General features: G+C 62.6%; 16 protein-coding genes. 15 read left to right on the top strand and 1 reads right to left on the bottom strand.

The features are described 5' to 3' along the window. Positions 1-196: 196 nt before the first annotated feature. The 15 genes from AC097N_RS03315 (at position 197) to AC097N_RS03245 (ending at position 16001) form a co-directional block, all read left to right on the top strand. Positions 197-1447 carry a putative Na+/H+ antiporter gene (locus AC097N_RS03315; RefSeq protein WP_479579321.1) on the top strand — a complete coding sequence of 417 codons (1251 nt, stop codon included), beginning with the start codon at positions 197-199 and terminating at the stop codon, positions 1445-1447. Between the two features lie 66 nt (positions 1448-1513). Then, on the top strand, positions 1514-2524 hold the full coding sequence (locus AC097N_RS03310) for a hydroxymethylglutaryl-CoA lyase (protein WP_479579320.1): 1011 nt from the start codon (positions 1514-1516) through the stop codon (positions 2522-2524). 111 nt (positions 2525-2635) lie between these two features. Next, complete coding sequence (hppD, locus tag AC097N_RS03305; protein ID WP_479579319.1) at positions 2636-3718, top strand: 4-hydroxyphenylpyruvate dioxygenase; 1083 nt, start codon at positions 2636-2638, stop codon at positions 3716-3718. A gap of 14 nt (positions 3719-3732) precedes the next feature. Then, positions 3733-4272 (top strand): VOC family protein, encoded by a 540-nt coding sequence (locus tag AC097N_RS03300; RefSeq protein WP_479579318.1) that lies wholly within the window; start codon positions 3733-3735, stop codon positions 4270-4272. Continuing rightward, positions 4269-5549: a fumarylacetoacetase gene (gene fahA, locus AC097N_RS03295; protein WP_479579317.1), complete on the top strand. Its 1281-nt coding sequence runs from the start codon at positions 4269-4271 to the stop codon at positions 5547-5549. The genes AC097N_RS03300 and fahA overlap by 4 nt, the downstream gene beginning before the upstream one ends. 37 nt (positions 5550-5586) lie before the next feature. Next, positions 5587-7206, top strand: coding sequence for an MFS transporter (locus tag AC097N_RS03290; protein WP_479579316.1), 1620 nt, complete (start codon positions 5587-5589; stop codon positions 7204-7206). Between the two features lie 167 nt (positions 7207-7373). After that, positions 7374-7874 (top strand): DUF4124 domain-containing protein, encoded by a 501-nt coding sequence (locus tag AC097N_RS03285; RefSeq protein WP_479579315.1) that lies wholly within the window; start codon positions 7374-7376, stop codon positions 7872-7874. A 37-nt stretch (positions 7875-7911) separates the two neighbouring features. Then, positions 7912-8832: a LysR family transcriptional regulator gene (locus AC097N_RS03280; protein ID WP_479579314.1), complete on the top strand. Its 921-nt coding sequence runs from the start codon at positions 7912-7914 to the stop codon at positions 8830-8832. Beyond that, positions 8829-9668: a ChbG/HpnK family deacetylase gene (locus tag AC097N_RS03275; RefSeq protein ID WP_479579313.1), complete on the top strand. Its 840-nt coding sequence runs from the start codon at positions 8829-8831 to the stop codon at positions 9666-9668. Before AC097N_RS03280 ends, AC097N_RS03275 begins: the two co-directional genes overlap by 4 nt. A 252-nt stretch (positions 9669-9920) precedes the next feature. Beyond that, the gene (locus AC097N_RS03270) at positions 9921-10544 is read left to right on the top strand and encodes a PEP-CTERM sorting domain-containing protein (RefSeq protein WP_479579312.1); all 624 of its coding nucleotides are present in this window, start codon (positions 9921-9923) and stop codon (positions 10542-10544) included. 26 nt (positions 10545-10570) lie between these two features. After that, positions 10571-12817, top strand: coding sequence for a hypothetical protein (locus AC097N_RS03265; protein ID WP_479579311.1), 2247 nt, complete (start codon positions 10571-10573; stop codon positions 12815-12817). Between the two features lie 191 nt (positions 12818-13008). After that, the gene (locus tag AC097N_RS03260; RefSeq protein WP_479579310.1) at positions 13009-13770 is read left to right on the top strand and encodes a peptidyl-prolyl cis-trans isomerase; all 762 of its coding nucleotides are present in this window, start codon (positions 13009-13011) and stop codon (positions 13768-13770) included. Further along, the gene (locus AC097N_RS03255; protein WP_479579309.1) at positions 13767-14723 is read left to right on the top strand and encodes a HupE/UreJ family protein; all 957 of its coding nucleotides are present in this window, start codon (positions 13767-13769) and stop codon (positions 14721-14723) included. Before AC097N_RS03260 ends, AC097N_RS03255 begins: the two co-directional genes overlap by 4 nt. Positions 14724-14739: 16 nt before the next feature. Then, on the top strand, positions 14740-15369 hold the full coding sequence (locus AC097N_RS03250) for a HupE/UreJ family protein (protein ID WP_479579308.1): 630 nt from the start codon (positions 14740-14742) through the stop codon (positions 15367-15369). Next, positions 15366-16001: a HupE/UreJ family protein gene (locus AC097N_RS03245; RefSeq protein WP_479579307.1), complete on the top strand. Its 636-nt coding sequence runs from the start codon at positions 15366-15368 to the stop codon at positions 15999-16001. The genes AC097N_RS03250 and AC097N_RS03245 overlap by 4 nt, the downstream gene beginning before the upstream one ends. A 49-nt stretch (positions 16002-16050) precedes the next feature. Here the strand turns inward: AC097N_RS03245 and AC097N_RS03240 are convergent, their stop codons facing one another. Further along, positions 16051-18594, bottom strand: coding sequence for a spermidine synthase (locus tag AC097N_RS03240; RefSeq protein ID WP_479579306.1), 2544 nt, complete (start codon positions 18592-18594; stop codon positions 16051-16053). Between the last annotated feature and the right edge of the window lie 93 nt (positions 18595-18687).

Genomic DNA, 18687 nt, shown 5'->3' with positions numbered 1-18687 from the left:
GCCATCGCAGAAAAAGGGGGGAATGAGCTTCCGGAGGAAGACTGACAAACCGTTGGGCATTATGAATCTATTGGGCGTTTGGGCACCTCTGCCCGGTCATGCCGCCGTACGGCCAGGGCCACACGTTGTTCTCCGGTAATGAAAGGTGAACTTCAACCGGGTTGCAAGACCAGAAATGCTTTAAGGTAGACCTGTTATGTCAAACATCGAAATAGTCTCCGCCGCCCTGTTTGCGATCGCCCTGGTTCACACCTTTTCGACCAAATTCTTTGAGCGGCTGGCCCACCACCACCCGCGTCATGCCGGCCTGTTCCACCTGCTGGGCGAGGTCGAAGTGGTGTTCGGTTTCTGGGCGGTGGTGCTGGTGTGCGCCATGGCTTTTTTGGCAGGCGGCCAACAAGCCATCGCGTACGCCGAGACCCGGCAATACACCGAGCCCCTGTTTGTGTTTGTCATCATGGTGGTGGCCGCCTCGCGGCCCGTGGTCGAAGTCATCCAGGCGCTGGTGGCTTTTCTGGCCCGGCTCGCGCCGGTGCGCACGGTGCTGGCACAGGTCTGGCTGTGCCTGGCCGTGGTGCCCTTGATCGGCTCGCTGATCACCGAGCCCGCGGCCATGACACTGGCCGCGCTGATGCTCGCGCCCCTGGTGTTTCGCCCGGGCATGCCGGAGTGGCTGAAGTACGGCGCACTGGGTGTCCTGTTTGTGAACATCTCCATCGGCGGGACGCTGACGTCGTTTGCGGCGCCACCGGTTCTCATGGTGGCCAACGCGTGGCATTGGGACAGCGCCTTCATGGCGGCGACCTTCGGCTGGAAAGCCGTCATCGCGGTGCTCATCAACGCCACGGTCATTTCGTTCATGGTACGCCGTCATTTGACGGATGCGCCCGCTGTGGCAGGCAACGGCATGGCGCCGCGCGTGCCCCGCCTGGTCAGTGCCATTCACCTCGCGTTTCTGGCTGGGGTGGTGGCGTTTGCGCATCACCCGGTCATCTTCCTGGGCTTGTTTCTGTTGTTCATGGGCTTCTCCCAAGCGTATGCCCGCTACCAGACGCCGCTCATTTTGAAAGAGGCCTTGCTGGTGGGCTTCTTTCTGGCCGGCCTGGTGGTCCTGGGCGGCATGCAGCAGTGGTGGCTGCAGCCCATCGTGTCGAGCCTGGAGCCCACCGCGCTGTTCTTTGGCGCCCTGGGTTTGACGGCGATCACCGACAACGCCGCACTCACCTACCTGGGGTCGCTGATTGAAGGCATGAGCGATGCCGCCAAGTACATGCTGGTGGCCGGTGCAGTGGCCGGTGGCGGCCTGACCGTGATCGCCAATGCGCCCAACCCGGCAGGCGTGGCCTTGCTCAAGCAGGGCTTTAACGATGAGTCCATCGGCGCGGGGGAGTTGCTGCTGGGCGCGGCGTTGCCGACGATGGTCGCGGCAATCATGTTTTTGCTTTAGCAACCGTCTATGGAATCGCAGGAGCTTCTAAACTGATCACTTGTTTTTTATCCAGGCTGATCAATCATGAATGCTCCGCAACCCATTGCCCGCCCCGCCGACGCCTCTCGCCTGACCCCGCTGCCAGCGCAGGCCACTGTGCGTGAGGTGGGCTTGCGCGACGGCCTGCAGAGCATTCAAACCCTCCTGCCCACGGTCCGCAAAATCGAGTGGGTGCGCGACGCCTTTGAGGCTGGCCAGCGCGAAATTGAAGTGGGCTCCTTTGTGCCCCCGAAGCTGATGCCGCAGCTGGCTGACACCGCCGAGGTGCTGGCATTTGCCAAAACCCTGCCCGGCCTGCGGGTCTCCGTGCTCGTGCCCAACCTCCAAGGTGCAGAACGCGCGATGGAGGGCGGCGCGGACCTCATGATCCTGCCGCTCTCGGCCAGCCACCAGCACAGTCTGGCCAACTTGCGCAAGACGCCCGACGAAGTGGTGGCTGAGTTGGGCCGCATGCGGGCGGCCCGTGATGCCTCCGGCAGCAAGACCCTGATCGAGGGCGGCGTGGGCACGGCGTGGGGCTGCACGCTGCAAGGCGACGTGCCCGTGGCCGAAGTTCTGCGCCTGTTGCAGGCCCTGCTGGATGCGGGGGCCGACCGTGTGAGCCTGGCCGACACCGTGGGCTACGCCAGCCCGTATGCGGTGAGCACGCTGGTCGAGCAGGCGCTGCGGATCGCGGGAGATAAATTTTGTTGCGGCCATTTTCACGACACCCGGGGCCTCGCGCTGGCCAATGTGATGGCGGCCCTGCAGTTGGGGGTGACCCGCTTTGACGCCTCGCTGGCCGGCATTGGCGGCTGCCCGCATGCGCCCGGCGCCAGCGGCAATGCATCGAGTGAAGACCTGGTTTTCATGCTGGAAGACTGCGGCGTGGTCACCGGCATCGACATCAAGGCCCTGCTGGCCTTGCGTGCCAAGGTGGTGGGGTGGCTCGCGGGCGAGGCCACGCATGGCGCCTTGTGGCGCGCGGGCTTGCCCAGGAATTTCAAACCGGCCTGCCCCTTGAAGGTCCTCGCTACCCGCGTCGCGAACGCTTGAAACATGTGTAAAGCCGGTTGACGGCCGGGCAATTCGCATGAAAACTGCGTAGACCTTGTCGGATGATGGCTGAGTAAAAAAATACCAAACCATTTTTTGAGGACACACACCATGGCCGATTTATTTGACAACCCGATGGGCCTGATGGGCTTTGAATTCGTCGAGTTCGCGTCCCCCATTCCCGGCCTGCTGGAGCCTATTTTTGAGCGCATGGGCTTCACGCTGGTCGCCCAACACCGCTCCAAGGACGTGGTGCTGTACCGCCAGGGTGATATCAACTTCATCATCAACCGCGAACCCAAAAGCGTCGCCGGTTACTTTGCCGCCGAGCACGGGCCCAGCGCCTGCGGCATGGCGTTTCGCGTCAAGGACGCGCACCATGCCTACAACCGGGCGCTGGAACTCGGTGCGCAGCCGATCGAGATCAAGACCGGCCCCATGGAGCTGAACCTGCCCGCCATCAAGGGCATTGGCGGCGCGCCCTTGTACCTGATTGACCGCTTTGAAGAAGGCAAGTCGATCTACGACATTGACTTCAACTTCATCGAGGGCGTGGACCGCCACCCGGTGGGCCACGGCCTGAAATTGATCGACCACCTGACCCACAACGTGTACCGCGGTCGCATGACGTTCTGGGCGAATTTTTACGAGAAGTTGTTCAACTTTCGCGAGATCCGGTTCTTTGACATCCAGGGCGAATACACCGGCCTCACCTCCAAGGCCCTGACCGCACCGGACGGCAAAATCCGCATCCCGCTGAATGAAGAGTCACGCCAGGGTGGCGGGCAGATTGAAGAGTATTTGATGAAGTTCAACGGCGAAGGCATCCAGCACATCGCGTTGATCTGTGATGACCTGATTGCCACCGTGGACCGCCTGGCGCTGGCTGGTGTGCCCCTGATGACGGCCCCCAGCGAGAGCTACTACGAGATGCTGGACGGTCGCCTGCCCGGCCACGGCCAGCCTGTGACCGCATTGCAGACGCGCGGCATCCTGCTGGATGGCAGCACCGAAGGCGGCACACCGCGCCTGCTGCTGCAAATATTTTCGCAAACGCAACTCGGCCCGGTGTTCTTTGAGTTCATCCAGCGCAAGGGCGACGAGGGCTTTGGCGAAGGCAACTTCAAGGCCCTGTTCGAGTCGCTGGAGCGCGACCAGATCCGTCGCGGCGCGCTGGAAACCACGGCTGCCTGAAAGAAAGACACCCCATGAAAATCGACCGCATTCACCACGTCGCCTACCGCTGCAAGGACGCCAAGGAAACCGTGCTCTGGTACCAGCAGATGCTGAACATGGACTTTGTCCTGGCTATTGCCGAAGACTTCGTGCCCTCCACCAAGGCGCCTGATCCCTACATGCATGTTTTCCTGGACGCGGGCCAGGGCAACGTGCTGGCCTTCTTTGAGCTGCCCACGCAACCGCCGATGGGACGCGACCCCAACACCCCCACCTGGGTGCAGCACATCGCCTTTCGTGTGAAGGACCATACCGAGTTGCTGGCATTCAAAACGCACCTGGAAGCCAACGGTGTCAACGTGCTGGGCGTGACCGATCACGGCGCTTTCCACTCCATCTATTTCTTTGACCCCAACGGCCACCGCCTGGAGCTGGCCTGCCCGGACCCCGATGAAGAGGCCATGATCAAACGCCTGGACGCCGTGAAGTGGGAGATGCTCGAAGAATGGTCGCAGACCAAACGCGCCCCCAAGCAGGGCGCCTTTCTGCACGAACGCGAGTTCAAGCCATGAGTGCAGCCCTGGACGACACCCACAACCCGGCCCTGCAAAGCTGGGTTGAATCCGCCAACGATCCGGCCACGGATTTCCCGATCCAGAACCTGCCTTTCGGCCGCTTTCGCACCGAGGGCGATTCGGACTGGCGTATTGGCGTGGCCATCGGCAACCAGGTGCTGGACCTGCGCGCCGCGCAGGTGATCGACAGCAGCGACATGAACCGCCTCATGCGCCTGTTGCCCGAGGTGCGGCGTAGTGTGCGCCAGGCGATCTCGCAGGGGTTGCACGTGGGCAGCCCGCAGCAACAGACGTTCGAAGCCGCCTTGCACGCGCAGGCCGCCGTCGAGTTGGGTCTGCCCTGTGAGGTGGGGGACTACACCGACTTTTACACCAGCATTCACCACGCCACCACGGTCGGCAAGCAGTTCCGCCCCGAGAACCCGCTGCTGCCCAACTACCAGTGGGTGCCCATTGGTTACCACGGGCGTTCGTCCAGCATCGTGGCCAGCGGCACCCCCTTTCATCGCCCCAACGGGCAGACCAAATCGCCCGACCATGACCGTCCTGCCGTGGGGCCCTGCCGCCGCCTGGACTATGAGCTGGAGTTGGGCATGCTGGTGGCGCGTCCCAATGCACTGGGCGATCCGGTTCCCATGGCCCGTGCCGAAGACCAGGTGTTCGGTCTGGCCCTGTTCAACGACTGGAGTGCGCGCGACATCCAGGCCTGGGAGTACCAGCCGCTCGGCCCGTTCCTGTCCAAAAACTTTGCCAGCACCCTGTCCCCCTGGGTGGTGACCATGGAGGCCCTGGCCCCGTTCCGGGTGCCGTTTACGCGGCCCGAGGGCGATCCGCAACCCCTGAAATACCTGGATTCGCCCGCCAACCGTGAGCAGGGCGCTATCAATATTGAACTGGAGGTGTGGCTGCAGACCGCCAGGATGGCGGCCATTGGGCATGACGGTGACCGCCTCTCCACCTCCAACTACCGCGACGCCTACTGGACCGTGGCGCAACTGGTGACCCACCACACCGTGAACGGCTGCAACCTGCGCGCGGGTGACCTGTTGGGTTCGGGCACGCTCTCGGGCCCGATGCCAGAGCAGGCCGGTTCCCTGCTGGAGTTGAGCGCAGGCGGCAAGCGCCCCCTGGCTTTGTCCAATGGCGAGACACGCACCTTTCTGGAAGACGGCGACACCGTCATCCTGCGTGGCTACTGCGTGCAGGCGGGCTACCGGCGCATCGGCTTTGGCGAGTGCCGGGGCACGGTGTTGCCCGCGCGGTCATTGGGGTAAATGCAGCGTTTGGCCTATCCACCTATCATCGGAGCTCATGCCCGAATCTCATCCCCAGGCGCCGCGCACAGCCGCCATCTCTGACGACGATCTCTCCCCCCTGGCACCTTTTGGCAAGCCGGTGTTCCGCATGCTGTGGACCACCTGGCTCATGGCCAACATCTGTTTGTGGATGAGCGACGTGGCTGCGGCCTGGATGATGACCTCGCTCACGTCTACGCCGCTGTGGGTGGCGCTGGTGCAGACCGCGTCCAGTTTGCCGGTGTTTTTGCTCGGGCTGCCCAGCGGCGCCCTGGCCGACATCCTGGACCGCAAGCGCTATTTCCTGGTCACGCAAATCTGGGTTGCCGTGGTGGCGAGCTTGCTGAGCCTCACGATCTTTCTGGGGGTGTTGTCACCGCCCTTGCTGCTGGCGCTGGTGTTTGCCAACGGCATCGGCCTGGCGATGCGCTGGCCGGTGTTTGCCGCCATCGTGCCGGAACTGGTGCCGCGCCCGCAGCTGCCCGCGGCGCTGGCGCTCAACGGCGTGTCGATGAACGCCTCACGCATCATCGGCCCGCTGGTGGCCGGGGCGCTGATTGCCAGTGTCGGCAGCGCCTGGGTGTTTTTGCTGAACGCGGTGCTGTCCCTGGTGGCCGCCGTGGTCATCACGCGCTGGCAGCGCGAGCACAAGCCGCATCCACTGGGGCGCGAGCGCCTGGGCAGCGCGATGCGCATCGGGCTGCAGTACGTGTCGCAGAGCCACCACCTCAAGGGCGTGCTGGTGCGCATCTTTATCTTTTTCTTCACGTCCACCGCGCTCATTGCCTTGCTGCCGCTGGTGGCGCGCGGCCTGCATGGCGGCGGGGCGGGCACCTTCACCTTGCTGCTGGCGTCCATGGGCTCGGGCGCGATTGTGGCCACCGGGTTTTTGCCGCGCTTGCGCCGCCAGTTGTCCCGCGATGCGCTGGTGCTCAGCGGCGCGGCGGTGCAGTCGGTGGCCATGCTGGTGATTGCCCTGACCACCGAGATATGGGTGGCCGTGCCCGCCATGCTGTTTGCCGGTGCGGCGTGGATCACCACCGCCAACACGCTCAGTGTGTCGGCCCAGATGGGCTTGCCGGACTGGGTGCGCGCGCGTGGCATGTCGATGTACCAGATGGCGATCATGGGCGCGAGTGCGGCGGGTGCCGCCGTCTGGGGCCAGGTGGCGACGCTGGCTGACGTGCACCTCAGCGTGTTGATGGCCGCGCTCACCGGTGTGCTGGCCATGGCGGTCGTCAACCGGGTGATGCCCGGCCAGGGCATGGTCGAAGACCTGACGCCCTCCAATGTTTTCAAGTTGCCAGAGGCCGACAAGCCGCCTGCCGATGGCCATGTGATGGTGATGATCGAGTACCGCATTGACCCGGCCCGCGCCGCGGCCTTTCGCACCCTGATGCAGGAAAGCCGCCGCAGCCGCCTGCGCCACGGCGCCCTGTCCTGGGAGCTGCTGCAGGACATCAACGATCCCGGCCGCTTTGTCGAGATGATCGAGGACGCCTCCTGGATCGACCACTTGCGCCGCTTTGACCGCGTGACCCAGGCCGACGTGGCCCTGCGCGACCGCAAGCTGGCCTTTCATGTGGGCGACTCACCCCCGCTGGTGACGCGCAGCGTGATGGAGACAACGCTTTAGTGTTGCTATTAAATTAATAGCTGCTTGTGCACGTCCCACCTGGGCTAGAGGCTAATTTGATTAAAATTTCGCTGGGACCGGGGCCGCCAGGCCATCCTCAAGGGCTAAACTCTTTGTGGGACGGGGCCAGGCCCTTGTTCATTCATAAAAATACCAGGGAGAAGTAGATGAAAGAGTTGTCCAAAAATGCGGCCGTTTTCTGGGTTCTGTGGCTGTCGCTGTCGGCGGTGCAGGCCGAACAAATGTTCAAGTGCAAAAGTCCTTCGGGGCAAACAGAATTTTCAGACAAGCCCTGCGTCGGCGGGCAGGAGGTCAGCGTCAACCCCAACACCCTGGACAACTCGGGTGAGCGTTCCCAAAGCCTGAAGAGCGAAAACCGAAAGCTGCGGGCGCAGCTCAAAAATACGGACAGTCAGAGGTCAACGCCGACCGAAGTCGCCGATAAATCCGCCAGTTATGAATGCAAACAGGCCACCCAACACTACCAGGCTTCTTCGTCCTCCATCGGTTCGGGCAAGACCGCCAAAGGCGATTTGATGGCCATGCGGGCCGCCTGTGGCATGCCCGAGCCCGCACAAGTGACGATCAATATTCGCCAGGCCAAGCCCTCCCACGGAGACTCCGTGGTGTGCTCCGCCAACGGGCGGGGCATCGGCTCCTGTCAATGACCTTGGGGTCGCAACGCTCTCGGCATCATCCGCCTGCATGGACAAGCTCAAGCAACTCGAATCTTTCGTCTCCGTCGCCACGCGCGGCAGCCTGACGGCGGCCGCCAGGGCCGAGGGCGTGGCACCGGCCATCATGGGCCGACGGCTGGATGGGCTGGAGGAACGCCTGGGGGTGAAGCTGCTGGTGCGCACCACGCGGCGCATTTCGCTCACGCATGAAGGCAGCGCTTTTCTGGAGGACTGCCAGCGTTTGCTGGCCGACCTGGCCAGCGCCGAAGCCAGTGTGTCGGCCGGGGGCGTCAAGGCCAGCGGTCATTTGCGCATCACCGCGCCGGCCGGTTTTGGGCGGCGTCACGTGGCGCCGCTGGTGCCCCGGTTTCGGGAGCAACACGCCGATGTCACCATTTCTTTGAACCTGAGCGATCGGGTGGTGGACCTGGCAGGCGAGGGTTTTGATTGCGCCGTGCGGGTGGGGGACATGCCGGACTCCTCCCTGGTCAGTGTGCGTCTGGCCGACAACCGCCGCCTGTGCGTGGCCACGCCCACCTACCTCAAGCACCACGGCGTGCCGGCGCACCCCAACGACTTGTCCCGGTTTGCCTGCCTCACCTTGTCCAGCGATGCCTCGCAAACCCGGGGCTGGGCCTTCAAGGTCCCCCAGGGCGATGCCACTGAACTCATTTACCTCAAACCCGGCGGTCCGCTGAACTGCTCAGACGGGCAGGTACTGCATGACTGGTGTCTGGCCGGTTACGGCCTCGCGTGGCGCAGCACCTGGGAGGTCGAGGCCGAGATTGCCGCGGGCCAGCTCGTGCCCGTGCTGGAAGAGTTTGCGGCGCCGCCCAATGGCATTTACGCGGTGTTTCCGCATGCCAAACACCTGCCCTTGCGGGTTCGGCTGTGGATCGACTTTCTCAAACACCACTACGGCCAGGCCGGATTTTGGCGGGCGCCATGAGGCCGGCTGCGCCACGTGCCCGCAAAGGCGTGATCCTCTGCGCCGACGACTTTGCCGTGAACGCCAGTGCCTCGCAAGGCATTGCACAACTGGCGGCCCTGGGGCGCCTGAGCGCCACCAGCGTCATGACCCTCTCGCCGCGCTGGGCGCAGGATGTGGCGCTGCTGCAAGACCTGCGCGGGCGTATCGATGTGGGCCTGCACCTGGACTGGACCAGTGAATTTGCCATCGCCGCCGGCCACGGTCTGTCCTTGGGCGCGGCCATGCTCAAGGCGGCGCTGGGCGGTTTTGACCGCGCAGCAGCGCGTGGGGTGATCGACCGCCAGCTCGATGCCTTCGAGGCGCACTGGCAGGCCCCGCCCGACTATGTCGATGGCCACCAGCATGTGCAGCAGTTTGCCGGCATTCGTGAGGCGATGGTGCAGGCCCTGGTCAGCCGCTACGGCAGCCCTCCCGACGGCCCCAACGGCCGCATGCCTTACCTGCGCATTTCCCGTGCGCCGCCGGGGCAGGCCGACTTGAAGGGGCGGGTGATTGCCGCCATGGGGGCGTCTGCTATTAAAAATATAGCTACATCCTCAGGTATTACCTGCGCTACAGCCCTTTTAGGCATATATGACTTCTCGGGCACCCCCGCGGACTATGCGCGCCAGATGGAAGGCTGGTTGAGCGCGGCGCCTGCGGGCAGCATCATCATGTGCCATCCCGCCCTCGCCAGCGAGCCCGGCGATGTGATCGGCCCGGCCCGGGTGCAGGAGTTGGCCTATCTGGGCAGCGACGACTTCCTCCGGGCGCTGGACAGGGCGGGGGTTCAGCTGGTTCGGGGATCCGTTTGACTGAATGAACAGCCCGAACCGTCACCGGTTCGGGCTTTTTGCTTTCTGGGCCACGGATGTGATGCCGCAGCGCCCGGAATCAAGCCGCCATAGTCCGATGTGACTATGCGCGGTGTGGTGGTGATGTACCAATTTGTAACATTTGCTCCGTACAGTCAAGGTCGAGGGGAAGAAATCCCGCCTCATCACTTCCATATGACTGCCAATGGCGCTGTATGGGATGTGCAACCCCTACCCCACCTGGAGTCTTTCATGAAGTTAAAGCTGATTTCCATTGCCGCTGCTGCGCTGTTCGCTGCAGCACCTGCGTTTGCTGCGTCCCCATCGTTCTCGGTCGACTTCGAGAAGACATGGGCCTACGGTGACACCGTCGACAACACCTACGCGGCTGCTGGCGTGTCCTTCACCAACGTCCTGGGTCTCTCCAATGGCGACGGCCTGGGTTTCCTGCCCAATGGTGACTACTATGCCAACGCCCCAAGCCCGTTGGGAATCGCGTCCGTACAACTCGATGGCGTGGTCAACACCGCCGCCTACATGAACGTGGCTGGCGGCGTCGACAACAGCCTGTCGTTCTATTACTCCAGCCCCGAGGCTGTGACCGGCGCTGTCAAGGCCTATTCCGGCCTCAACGGTACGGGCTCGCTGCTGGGCACGTTTAACCTGACCGCTACCGATAGCAACTACAGCGTTTGGAATCAGGCCACATTCTCGTTCAGCGGCAAGGCCATGTCGTTTGACCTGACCCAGACTGCCGGCATGGTTGGCCTGGACAACATCGCCGCGGTTCCAGAACCCGAAACCTTTGCCCTGCTGCTCGCCGGTTTGGGCATGGTTGGCGCAGTGGTTCGCCGCAAACAGCCAAAGTCCGCCTGATTCACTACCCGCAAGGAGCAATTTATATGGTTATCCAATTCAATAAGCGGCAAGTTTCCCTCGCCGTCGCCGCTTTTGTCGGCAGCGCAGCCCTGTTCGCCGCCCCACAGGTGTTGGCCGGTACCAAGGTCCCTGGCAAGTACGTCGCAGGCGATTTCCACAACCACACGACCTGCTCGGATGGCTCGATCTCGATGCAGAAGCTGGTCAAGAAATCGACCGACAAGGCCAACACACCGTGGGGTCTGGACTGGTTCGTGCAGGCTGGCCACGGTGGCAACGGCAACCGCGACTGTTCGCTGACGGAAGATGCAACGCTTGACACACCGGGATACCCGGTCGTCGTGGGCAAGGGTCCATCTACCACCTGGACCAACAGCCCGAACGTCGGCGCTAAAAACATCAAGGGTCTTGGTGGCGGTGTTGGCGGCAACGGCAACATGTGGCGCTGGCAGTCTCTGCAGGAAGTGCAGTACCAGGTGCTGGAGCACCTGAGTGAGCAAAAGAACCTGCCGTTGTTCTTGGGCCTGGAGTCCGTTGTGGCGGGTCACGAACATACGTCGATGTCCATCATCTCGGGTCAGATGCCAGCCCCCACCGAGACCACGTCCCCCTTAAGCGTCTCCGGTTATGTGCCGTTGGGCGGCTACGTGGCCGCAGGCAACGCGACGGCGCTGGCCCAATGGTCCTACTGCTTTGACCGGGGTGACACAGATACCAGCCGCGGCAATATCACCGGCTCTTCAGTTGGCAACAACTGGAATTGCTCGGTGACAGGTAGCGCGAATGCGGCGGATGCCAGCTGGAACGCCACCGCCCAGAAGCTGATGCCTGCCAGTGGCACCGGGACCGGAACCCGCGGCCACAAGAAGACCGTCGAGGCCATGAAGTGGATGATGGAGAACCATCCGACCGCCAGCTACTACGTACCCGCCCACCTGGAGCGCGCCGGTCCGTTCAACCCGGATGGCAACAACGGTTTTAACATTGAACACCTGCGTAACTTCAACAATGCGGCTCCGACGGTTGCGTTCGGCATGGAAACCCAGCCGGGCCACGGCGCTTCGTCTGATCGCGGCGAGTACAAGCCACTGCGCCAGACCATCCAGGGTGCGCTGACCGATTCGGTCGGTGGCACGACCTATGGCGGCACCGGCGTGTATGGCGCACAAGTGGGTGGCGTCTGGGATGCGTTGCTTGGCGAAGGCCGCAATTTCTGGTTTTTTGCCAGTTCCGACTGGCACAACCGTGGCCAGTTCGGCCCGGATGACCGCCGCTCGACGCAGGACTTCTACCCAGGTGAATACCAGCGCAACTACACCCTGGTGCGTAACAACGGTGACAAGCTGCGTCCGCAGAAGATCGTCGACGGCCTGCGCACCGGCAACAACTTCGCTACCAGTGGTCAGCTGATTGATCGCATGGCATTTGTTGCCTGCGCATCCTACGCCGGCATGGGCAAACGCACCGATGCCGCCGTGGAAGCGCTGGCGATTGCCGCTGCCACCAACAATACCGACATCGATGTCGCCGGTTGCGCCACGATGGGCGAGAAGCTGGTAGTGCGTCCCGGTGCGGAAATTGTGGTGTCGATCGTGGTGCGTGACCCAGACGGCAGTAACTTCTCACCCTATACGTTCCCCAACCCGTCGCTCAAGCAGATCGGTGTGACCCAGCCTCTGAACATGCCGGAGGTCGATCACATCGATCTGGTCCGAGGCATGGTCACGGGCTACAAGACACCCGGAACGGCGGACTATGCGGGCGAATGGCCGCGTAACACCAACTGGCTCAAGACGGACGGTACGACGGTCGGTCTGGGTGCGGTTCCTGCCGGGGCAAAGAACACGTCGGCAAGCGTGATCAGGACCTTCAGCGATGCGGGCGCAAATCCTTGGGTCTCTGTGCTCGTGGACAACGCGTCTTTCCTGAAAATGACCTACCGGATACCGGCCGTGTCGGCTTCCCAATATGTACGGATTCGTGGCACCAACCTGCCTGCGTCCGTTCCTTTTGAGACGGATGCCAATGGCAATCCCTTGTCTGATTTGTACACCAATGCCGGCAACACCGCCAAGCTGGCTATTCCGTGCACGACAGTGGGTGGCACTTTGACTGGCGATGCGATTGACGGGTGCCCTGCGCACTTGCCAACGGTCAGCGGTCAGAAGATGGTTGCGTATGACGTGGCAGCTTGGTCTGATTTGTGGTTCTACAGTAACCCGATCTACATCCAGGTGAACGGCTCGTCGACGGTCGCAGGCGTCCAGTAACTCCAGCGGGTTGAATCACCCGAGGCGCCGCGCGACATCGTGCGGCGCTTTTTTCGTTTTTGCCGATATTCATTGAACACGACATGTCCACATCACCACAGAAATTCTCCATGCCAAATAGCAAGGCAGCTTTTGAAGGCAACGTAGAACGGCCAACCTCCTGGTTGCGCGAACCCCTTTTGCATTTTGTCGTGCTTGGTCTACTGTTGTTCACGGTCGACCATTTCCTGTTCACGCGTGCTGACGATCCTCGCACCATCGTCGTGGGAGCGCAGGTTGATCGTGAAGCCCAACAGGTATTCAAGGCTTCGCGCGGACGCGAAGCCAATGCCGAGGAACTGGCAGCGTTGCGCAAGATCTGGCTGGACAACGAGGTGCTCTACCGCGAGGGACTCGCACTGCAGGTGGACAAAGGCGACACCGCCATTCGCGAACGCGTGATCTTCAAGGCCCTGAGCATCGTCGACGCAAACGTCAAACGTCCTCCGTTCGACGACAAGGTGTTGCGTGACTGGTTTGAAAGCCACCGTAGCAAATACGATGAGCCGCTGCGCTACGACTTCAAGGAGGCCGTACTATCGGGCGACAACTCGGAAGCTGCGACCCGTGCGTTCGCGTCTGAGTTGAACACCGGTGCGCCCGGCGACGCCAAGGCGGGCTTGCGTGTATTCACGGGTCGACCCAAGTCCAATTTGCTGCAGAGTTACGGGGCCGAATTTACCCAGGCGCTGGAACAGGCGCCGCCCGGGGAATGGCGGGCCCAGTCGACAAAGGACGGCTGGCGCGTGATCCAGCTCAACGCGCTCGTGCCCGGCAAGCCGGCAGTCTTTGAAACCCTGCATGGCATTGTGTTGCAGGACTGGACCGACTCGGTGATGGCCGAGCAGCGCAGTGCCGCAGTGCATGCGCTGGCCAAGAAATACAAAATTCAGGTTGAGGGTGCGGCGAAATGACGCGGCTGCTGCGCGCGATGCTGGCTGTGATCATCGCCGTGCTCACCCATGCGGCCGGGGCACACGAGATCAGCATGGCCGAGATGCAGTTGCATGAGATGTCACCCGGACAGTTCCTGTTGCAATGGGCTGCGGGTGAAAAGGGCGATCCACGGGACGACCTGACGCCAGTCTGGCCTGACGGTTGCATGGCCGAGAACAACGTACTGCGCTGCGGGCCGGCTGGCTTGTCCGGAACCGTCTCGATGGAGGGTGTGGGCAAGAAATATTCAGCCGCTTTGCTGAAGGTGTTCTGGCAAGATGGCCAGTCGCGCGTCTACACCCTGACAGCGGGTCAGCCAACGGTGCAACTGTTTGGTTCGGCAGACGACAAACGCGCAATGGGCGAGATTGCGATGGCCTACATCGTGCTGGGTTTCGAGCACATCATGAGTGGTATCGATCACCTGCTTTTCGTGATGGGGCTGTTGTTCTTGGTCGGTTTCCGGCGCCAGCTGGTCTGGACCATCACGGCTTTCACGGTCGCCCACAGCTTGGCGCTTGTCAGTGTGGCGCTTGGCTGGCTGACGTTGCGTCCCACGCCAGTTGAGGCCTGCATTGCATTGTCCATTGTCCTGGTGGCGTCGGAAGCGCTAGGACACAGGATGACGCTCGCAAGGCAATGGCCAGCACTGGTGGCCTTTCTGTTCGGCCTGGTGCATGGCATGGGCTTTGCCGGCGCGCTGAAGGAAATCGGCCTGCCGGAGAACCATATGCTGGTCGCGCTGCTGACCTTCAATCTCGGTGTGGAAGTTGGCCAGCTGGTGGCCGTGGCCGCAGCATGGTTGTTGTTGCGTCCCTTGGGCTTTGTGTGGCCCAGGGTTGACCGGTTACGCACAGTGGTGTTGTACGCCATTGGCTCACTTGCGGCCTATTGGTCGTTCTTGCGCATTTTTGCGCTCGTGTTCAATTGACAAGGTGGGGGTTTTTATGAGTTCAGCAGTAGTTTTTTCCTCCGACGCCAATGCCCGGGCCGGGAGCTGGATCCGGCTGGGTCTGTCGGTTTTGATGTTGTGTGCGCCGGTTTTGGCTCAGGCGCACACGGAATCAGGCACCGTTGGCGGATTCATCAGCGGTTTTCTGCACCCGCTGACCGGGCTGGATCACATTGTTGCGATGGTGGCGGTCGGCATCTGGGGGGCCTGGCTGGGTGCGCCCGCCATGTGGCTGCTTCCGGTCATTTTTCCCCTGGTGATGGCCTTGGGCGGCGCATTGGGAATCCTCGGTGTCCCGCTATCTGGCGTCGAATTGGCGATTGCTTTGTCCGGAGTCGTACTGGGCGTGATGGTGGCCTTTGCCATACGCCCGCCGCTGTGGGTGGCTGCCGTCCTGGTGGGATTCTTCTCGATCTTCCATGGCTACGCGCACGGTGCAGAGTTGCCGGAGGCGGCCAACGCCGTCACATATGCCGTGGGTTTTGTCGTCGCCACCGGCATGCTGCATTTGGGCGGCATTGCGGTCGGGTTGCTGGTTCGCTGGCCTTGGGGTCGTATCGCGGTACGTGGTTGCGGTGGCTTGATCGCGGCGACCGGCGTGGTTTTCCTGCTCCGCACGCTGTGAGTTCTGCCCGTTGTTGTAGCAGGCAAGGCTTCAGTCTGGCGCTGCTGTCATGCGCTGGGCTGCTTCTGCCAACGAATGTGTTGGCCCATGGCGCAGTACCGGGAATGAAAGGGCTGGGTATCGGCCTGATTCATCCGTTGATGACGCCGGCCCATTTGCTGCTGCTGTTGGCGATGGGATTGCTCGCGGGCCATCGGGTTTCAAGGCGCCCGGGCCTGCCGATGCTGTTGTTCATGCCATTTTCTGCCGTGGCGTTGCTCTCGACGGTCCGGTTTTCGATCCCCTCCGGGATGCAGTTGCTAGTGCTGTTACTGGCGTTGGGTTATTCGCTGCTGGTGGCCTTGTCGGTTCGCCTGACTGACAAGACCATGGCGGCCCTTTTTGCAGTGGCCGCGGCCGCTCTTGGGCTGGACTCCGGCGTGGCTGGAGGCGCCGCGGCAACATCTGTGGCTGTCACACTGGCAGGAACGTGGATCGGTCTGAACCTGTTCGCAGTCAACTTTGTCTACTACACCACGATCTTGCCGCGCAAGTATTGGGTCATGACGGGAATACGGGTGGCGGGTTCATGGATTGCTGCAATCTGCTTTCTGGTGATCGCATTCGCGCTGAAGGACATGGGCCTGTTCTGAGCACCCCACAGGTGAACAAGGACATGCGGTCCGCCTGCCCGTCTTGGACCTAATTCAGTTCGCCCAGCACCTGTGCCGCTTCAGGCCGCGCCGGTTGCAGGCGCGACAACTCTTTGAGCAGCAACCGTGCTGGTGGCGCATCGATCCGGCCGAGCGCGGTGGCCATTTGCAGCAACGGTTCGTAGGCGGGCCGGAAGTCCGGGCTGATACGCAAGACGGACAACAGCGGGTCGCGAACTTGCGTCAGCATGCGACGCACGTCGGCTGACGGGCGTATATCGCGGCCGATTTCGATGTAACGCGTGCGCGCCGCCCAATAGGCGGCCATGCGCCTTTGCATCGCGGTGTCCGGTTCGGGGCCAAACAGGTCGGCCGGTGTGATCGCCAGTTCCTGCAGGAGCTCAATGAGCCGGTCGCGCGGCAGGGAGTCGGGTGCATAAGTGATGCGAGGTGCGCCGTAGGCCACCACCGGGCGGTCATCGGTATTCGCACGTGACTCGCCCGCAAAGTGCGCGAGAGATTCCGGGCCCGCGATGAAGCTGCCAAGCACGGAAAATTCATCGGGAAAACCCAACGCGGCGGGAGGCTGTGACCACGTGGCGTTTTCGATGCGCGCGCGTACTTGCGTGGCATCGAAGTGTCGCCTGTCGGTGCGTCCGACCAGGCCGATCACCGGCGTGTCCAGGCTGTTGGTGGCGAGCATGGCCCAGCCACCCGGATAAACGGCGACAAACGATTGCACGATGGCCCTTAGCGTTTGCAGGTCCAACTGGTGCAATGGCAACCACTGGCAGAACAGCCCGCCATCGGCCAGGCGCTGACGCACCGCCTGGAAATGCTCGACGGTGTAGAGCGCGCCCGAACCACTGCGCGCGGGATGGAAGTTGTCGGACACGATGACATCGTATTGTTGCGCCGAAGCCCTTACATAGCGCCGTGCATCGGCCGCAATCATGTGCAGGCGCGGGTTCGGCGCGCCGTCTGTCAGCGCACGCGTGAAGATTGCGGACGCTGCGATGACCTCGGGCAGCAACTCCACGACGTCAACTTGTAGCTCAGGTTCTGCAGTCGCAGAAGCCGACGTGACGCCGGTTCCCAAGCCAAGAAACAAAGCGCGTCGCGGCGCTGGATGCAGCAGCAGCGGCAACATGGCCTGGCGCGCATCGGCCAGGTAGCTGTTGCTGCTGCCTTCCTGCTGGCGGTTGTCGATACGTAGCCGCATGACGCCTTGGGCGTCTTCGACCACGCTGACCGCCGCCATCGCGCCATCCCGATAACTGACGATATGGCCCCCCTCGGGCACGTCGACAAAGGCCAGTGGCGGCGCCCACACCATCAGTCCCAAGGTTACGCCAGCCGGGACCCACACCATGGGAGAGTTCCAGAAGTCTGGCAACGCAAGTGCCAGATAGCCGGCCGCGATGATCAACAGTGCGAACTTGGGCCCGAGTGCGGGAACGAGCAACACACCAAACAGAAAGGGCGCGGCAGCGGCGCCGAGCGTATTGAACGCAAGCGCACGACCGAACGGCACGCCGGCAGTGCGGGCTTGTGTGGTCAGATGGCTGAACAATGCGCCCATCGCCAGCGTTGGCAGTGCGAATGCGACGAGCGCCATCGCCGCTTCGGCCGCAATCGCCGCTGCCATGCCGCCGTGCAACGCCTCGCGCACCCAAGCTTGAAGCGCCTGCACGCCCCACAATGCACATGTTGCCAGGAGACTGCTCGCTGCCAGGGCGCAGAGCAGTCGGTTGCGCATGCGATCCGGTGCTTGCGTGCCAGCGAGCCATCGCTGGTAAATAGCGGCGCCGACGGCGGTACCCGCCAGATAGACCGCCAACAGCATCGCAAAGGTATAGACCGTGTTCTCTGCCACCTGGCTGAGGACACGAACCACCAGTACCTCGTAACCGATGCCGAGCAATCCGGTCAGTGTCAGCAGCAGCATCAATCTGCCGGCGTTGACGACTGGTTCGCAGCGGTTTACAGCTTCGCCGTGGGCGGCGCCGTCGAAACGCAGGCGCATGGCCAACGCTGCACAGCCCACGTTGAGTGCTGCGCACAACAGCGTCGTACGTACCAGGCCCAGCGTCGGCACCAGCCAGAACGCGGCCGCCAGAACACCGATCACTGCGCCCAGCGTATTGCTCGCGTACAACATCGCGATGGAACGGCCGTCACGCCGCATGTACCCCACTACCCGTTCCATTGCCGGGAGCGTTGCGCCCATTGCCGCGGTGGCCGGTAGCAGCAGCACGAAGGTGCCAATGAACGACGTGGCCCATTGCCAGGCCGGGTCCGGTTGTGTGCCGGCAATGGAGATCAGCCATCCGCCCAGAGGATCCATCAGGAGTGCCAAAGCGACGCTCCAAGCGGCGATGACCAACTCGCAGGCCACATACCAGTGTGCGGGTTGTGCACTGCGGGAAATTCGTTGCCCGAGCGCCCATGCGCCCAGCGCCAAGCCGCCGAAAAATGCCGCTACAACGGCCAGAACGGCGGCGGTTTCATGACCGAGCCAGATGGCACATTGTTGCGTCCAGACGATCTGATAACCCAGTGACGCGAAACCGGAAGCACCCATCAACAGCATGGCAAGACGCTGGTGTGTGTGTGTTGATTGCGTGGGCCGGGCGAGTGCTAAAGAAGGGGCGGGTTGCATTCCGCGATGGTAGCGATGCATTGC

Source organism: Rhodoferax sp. LS1R11 (assembly GCF_056521395.1).
Note: the sequence above shows the minus strand (reverse complement) of the source record. Positions and strands in the feature narration are given on the sequence as shown.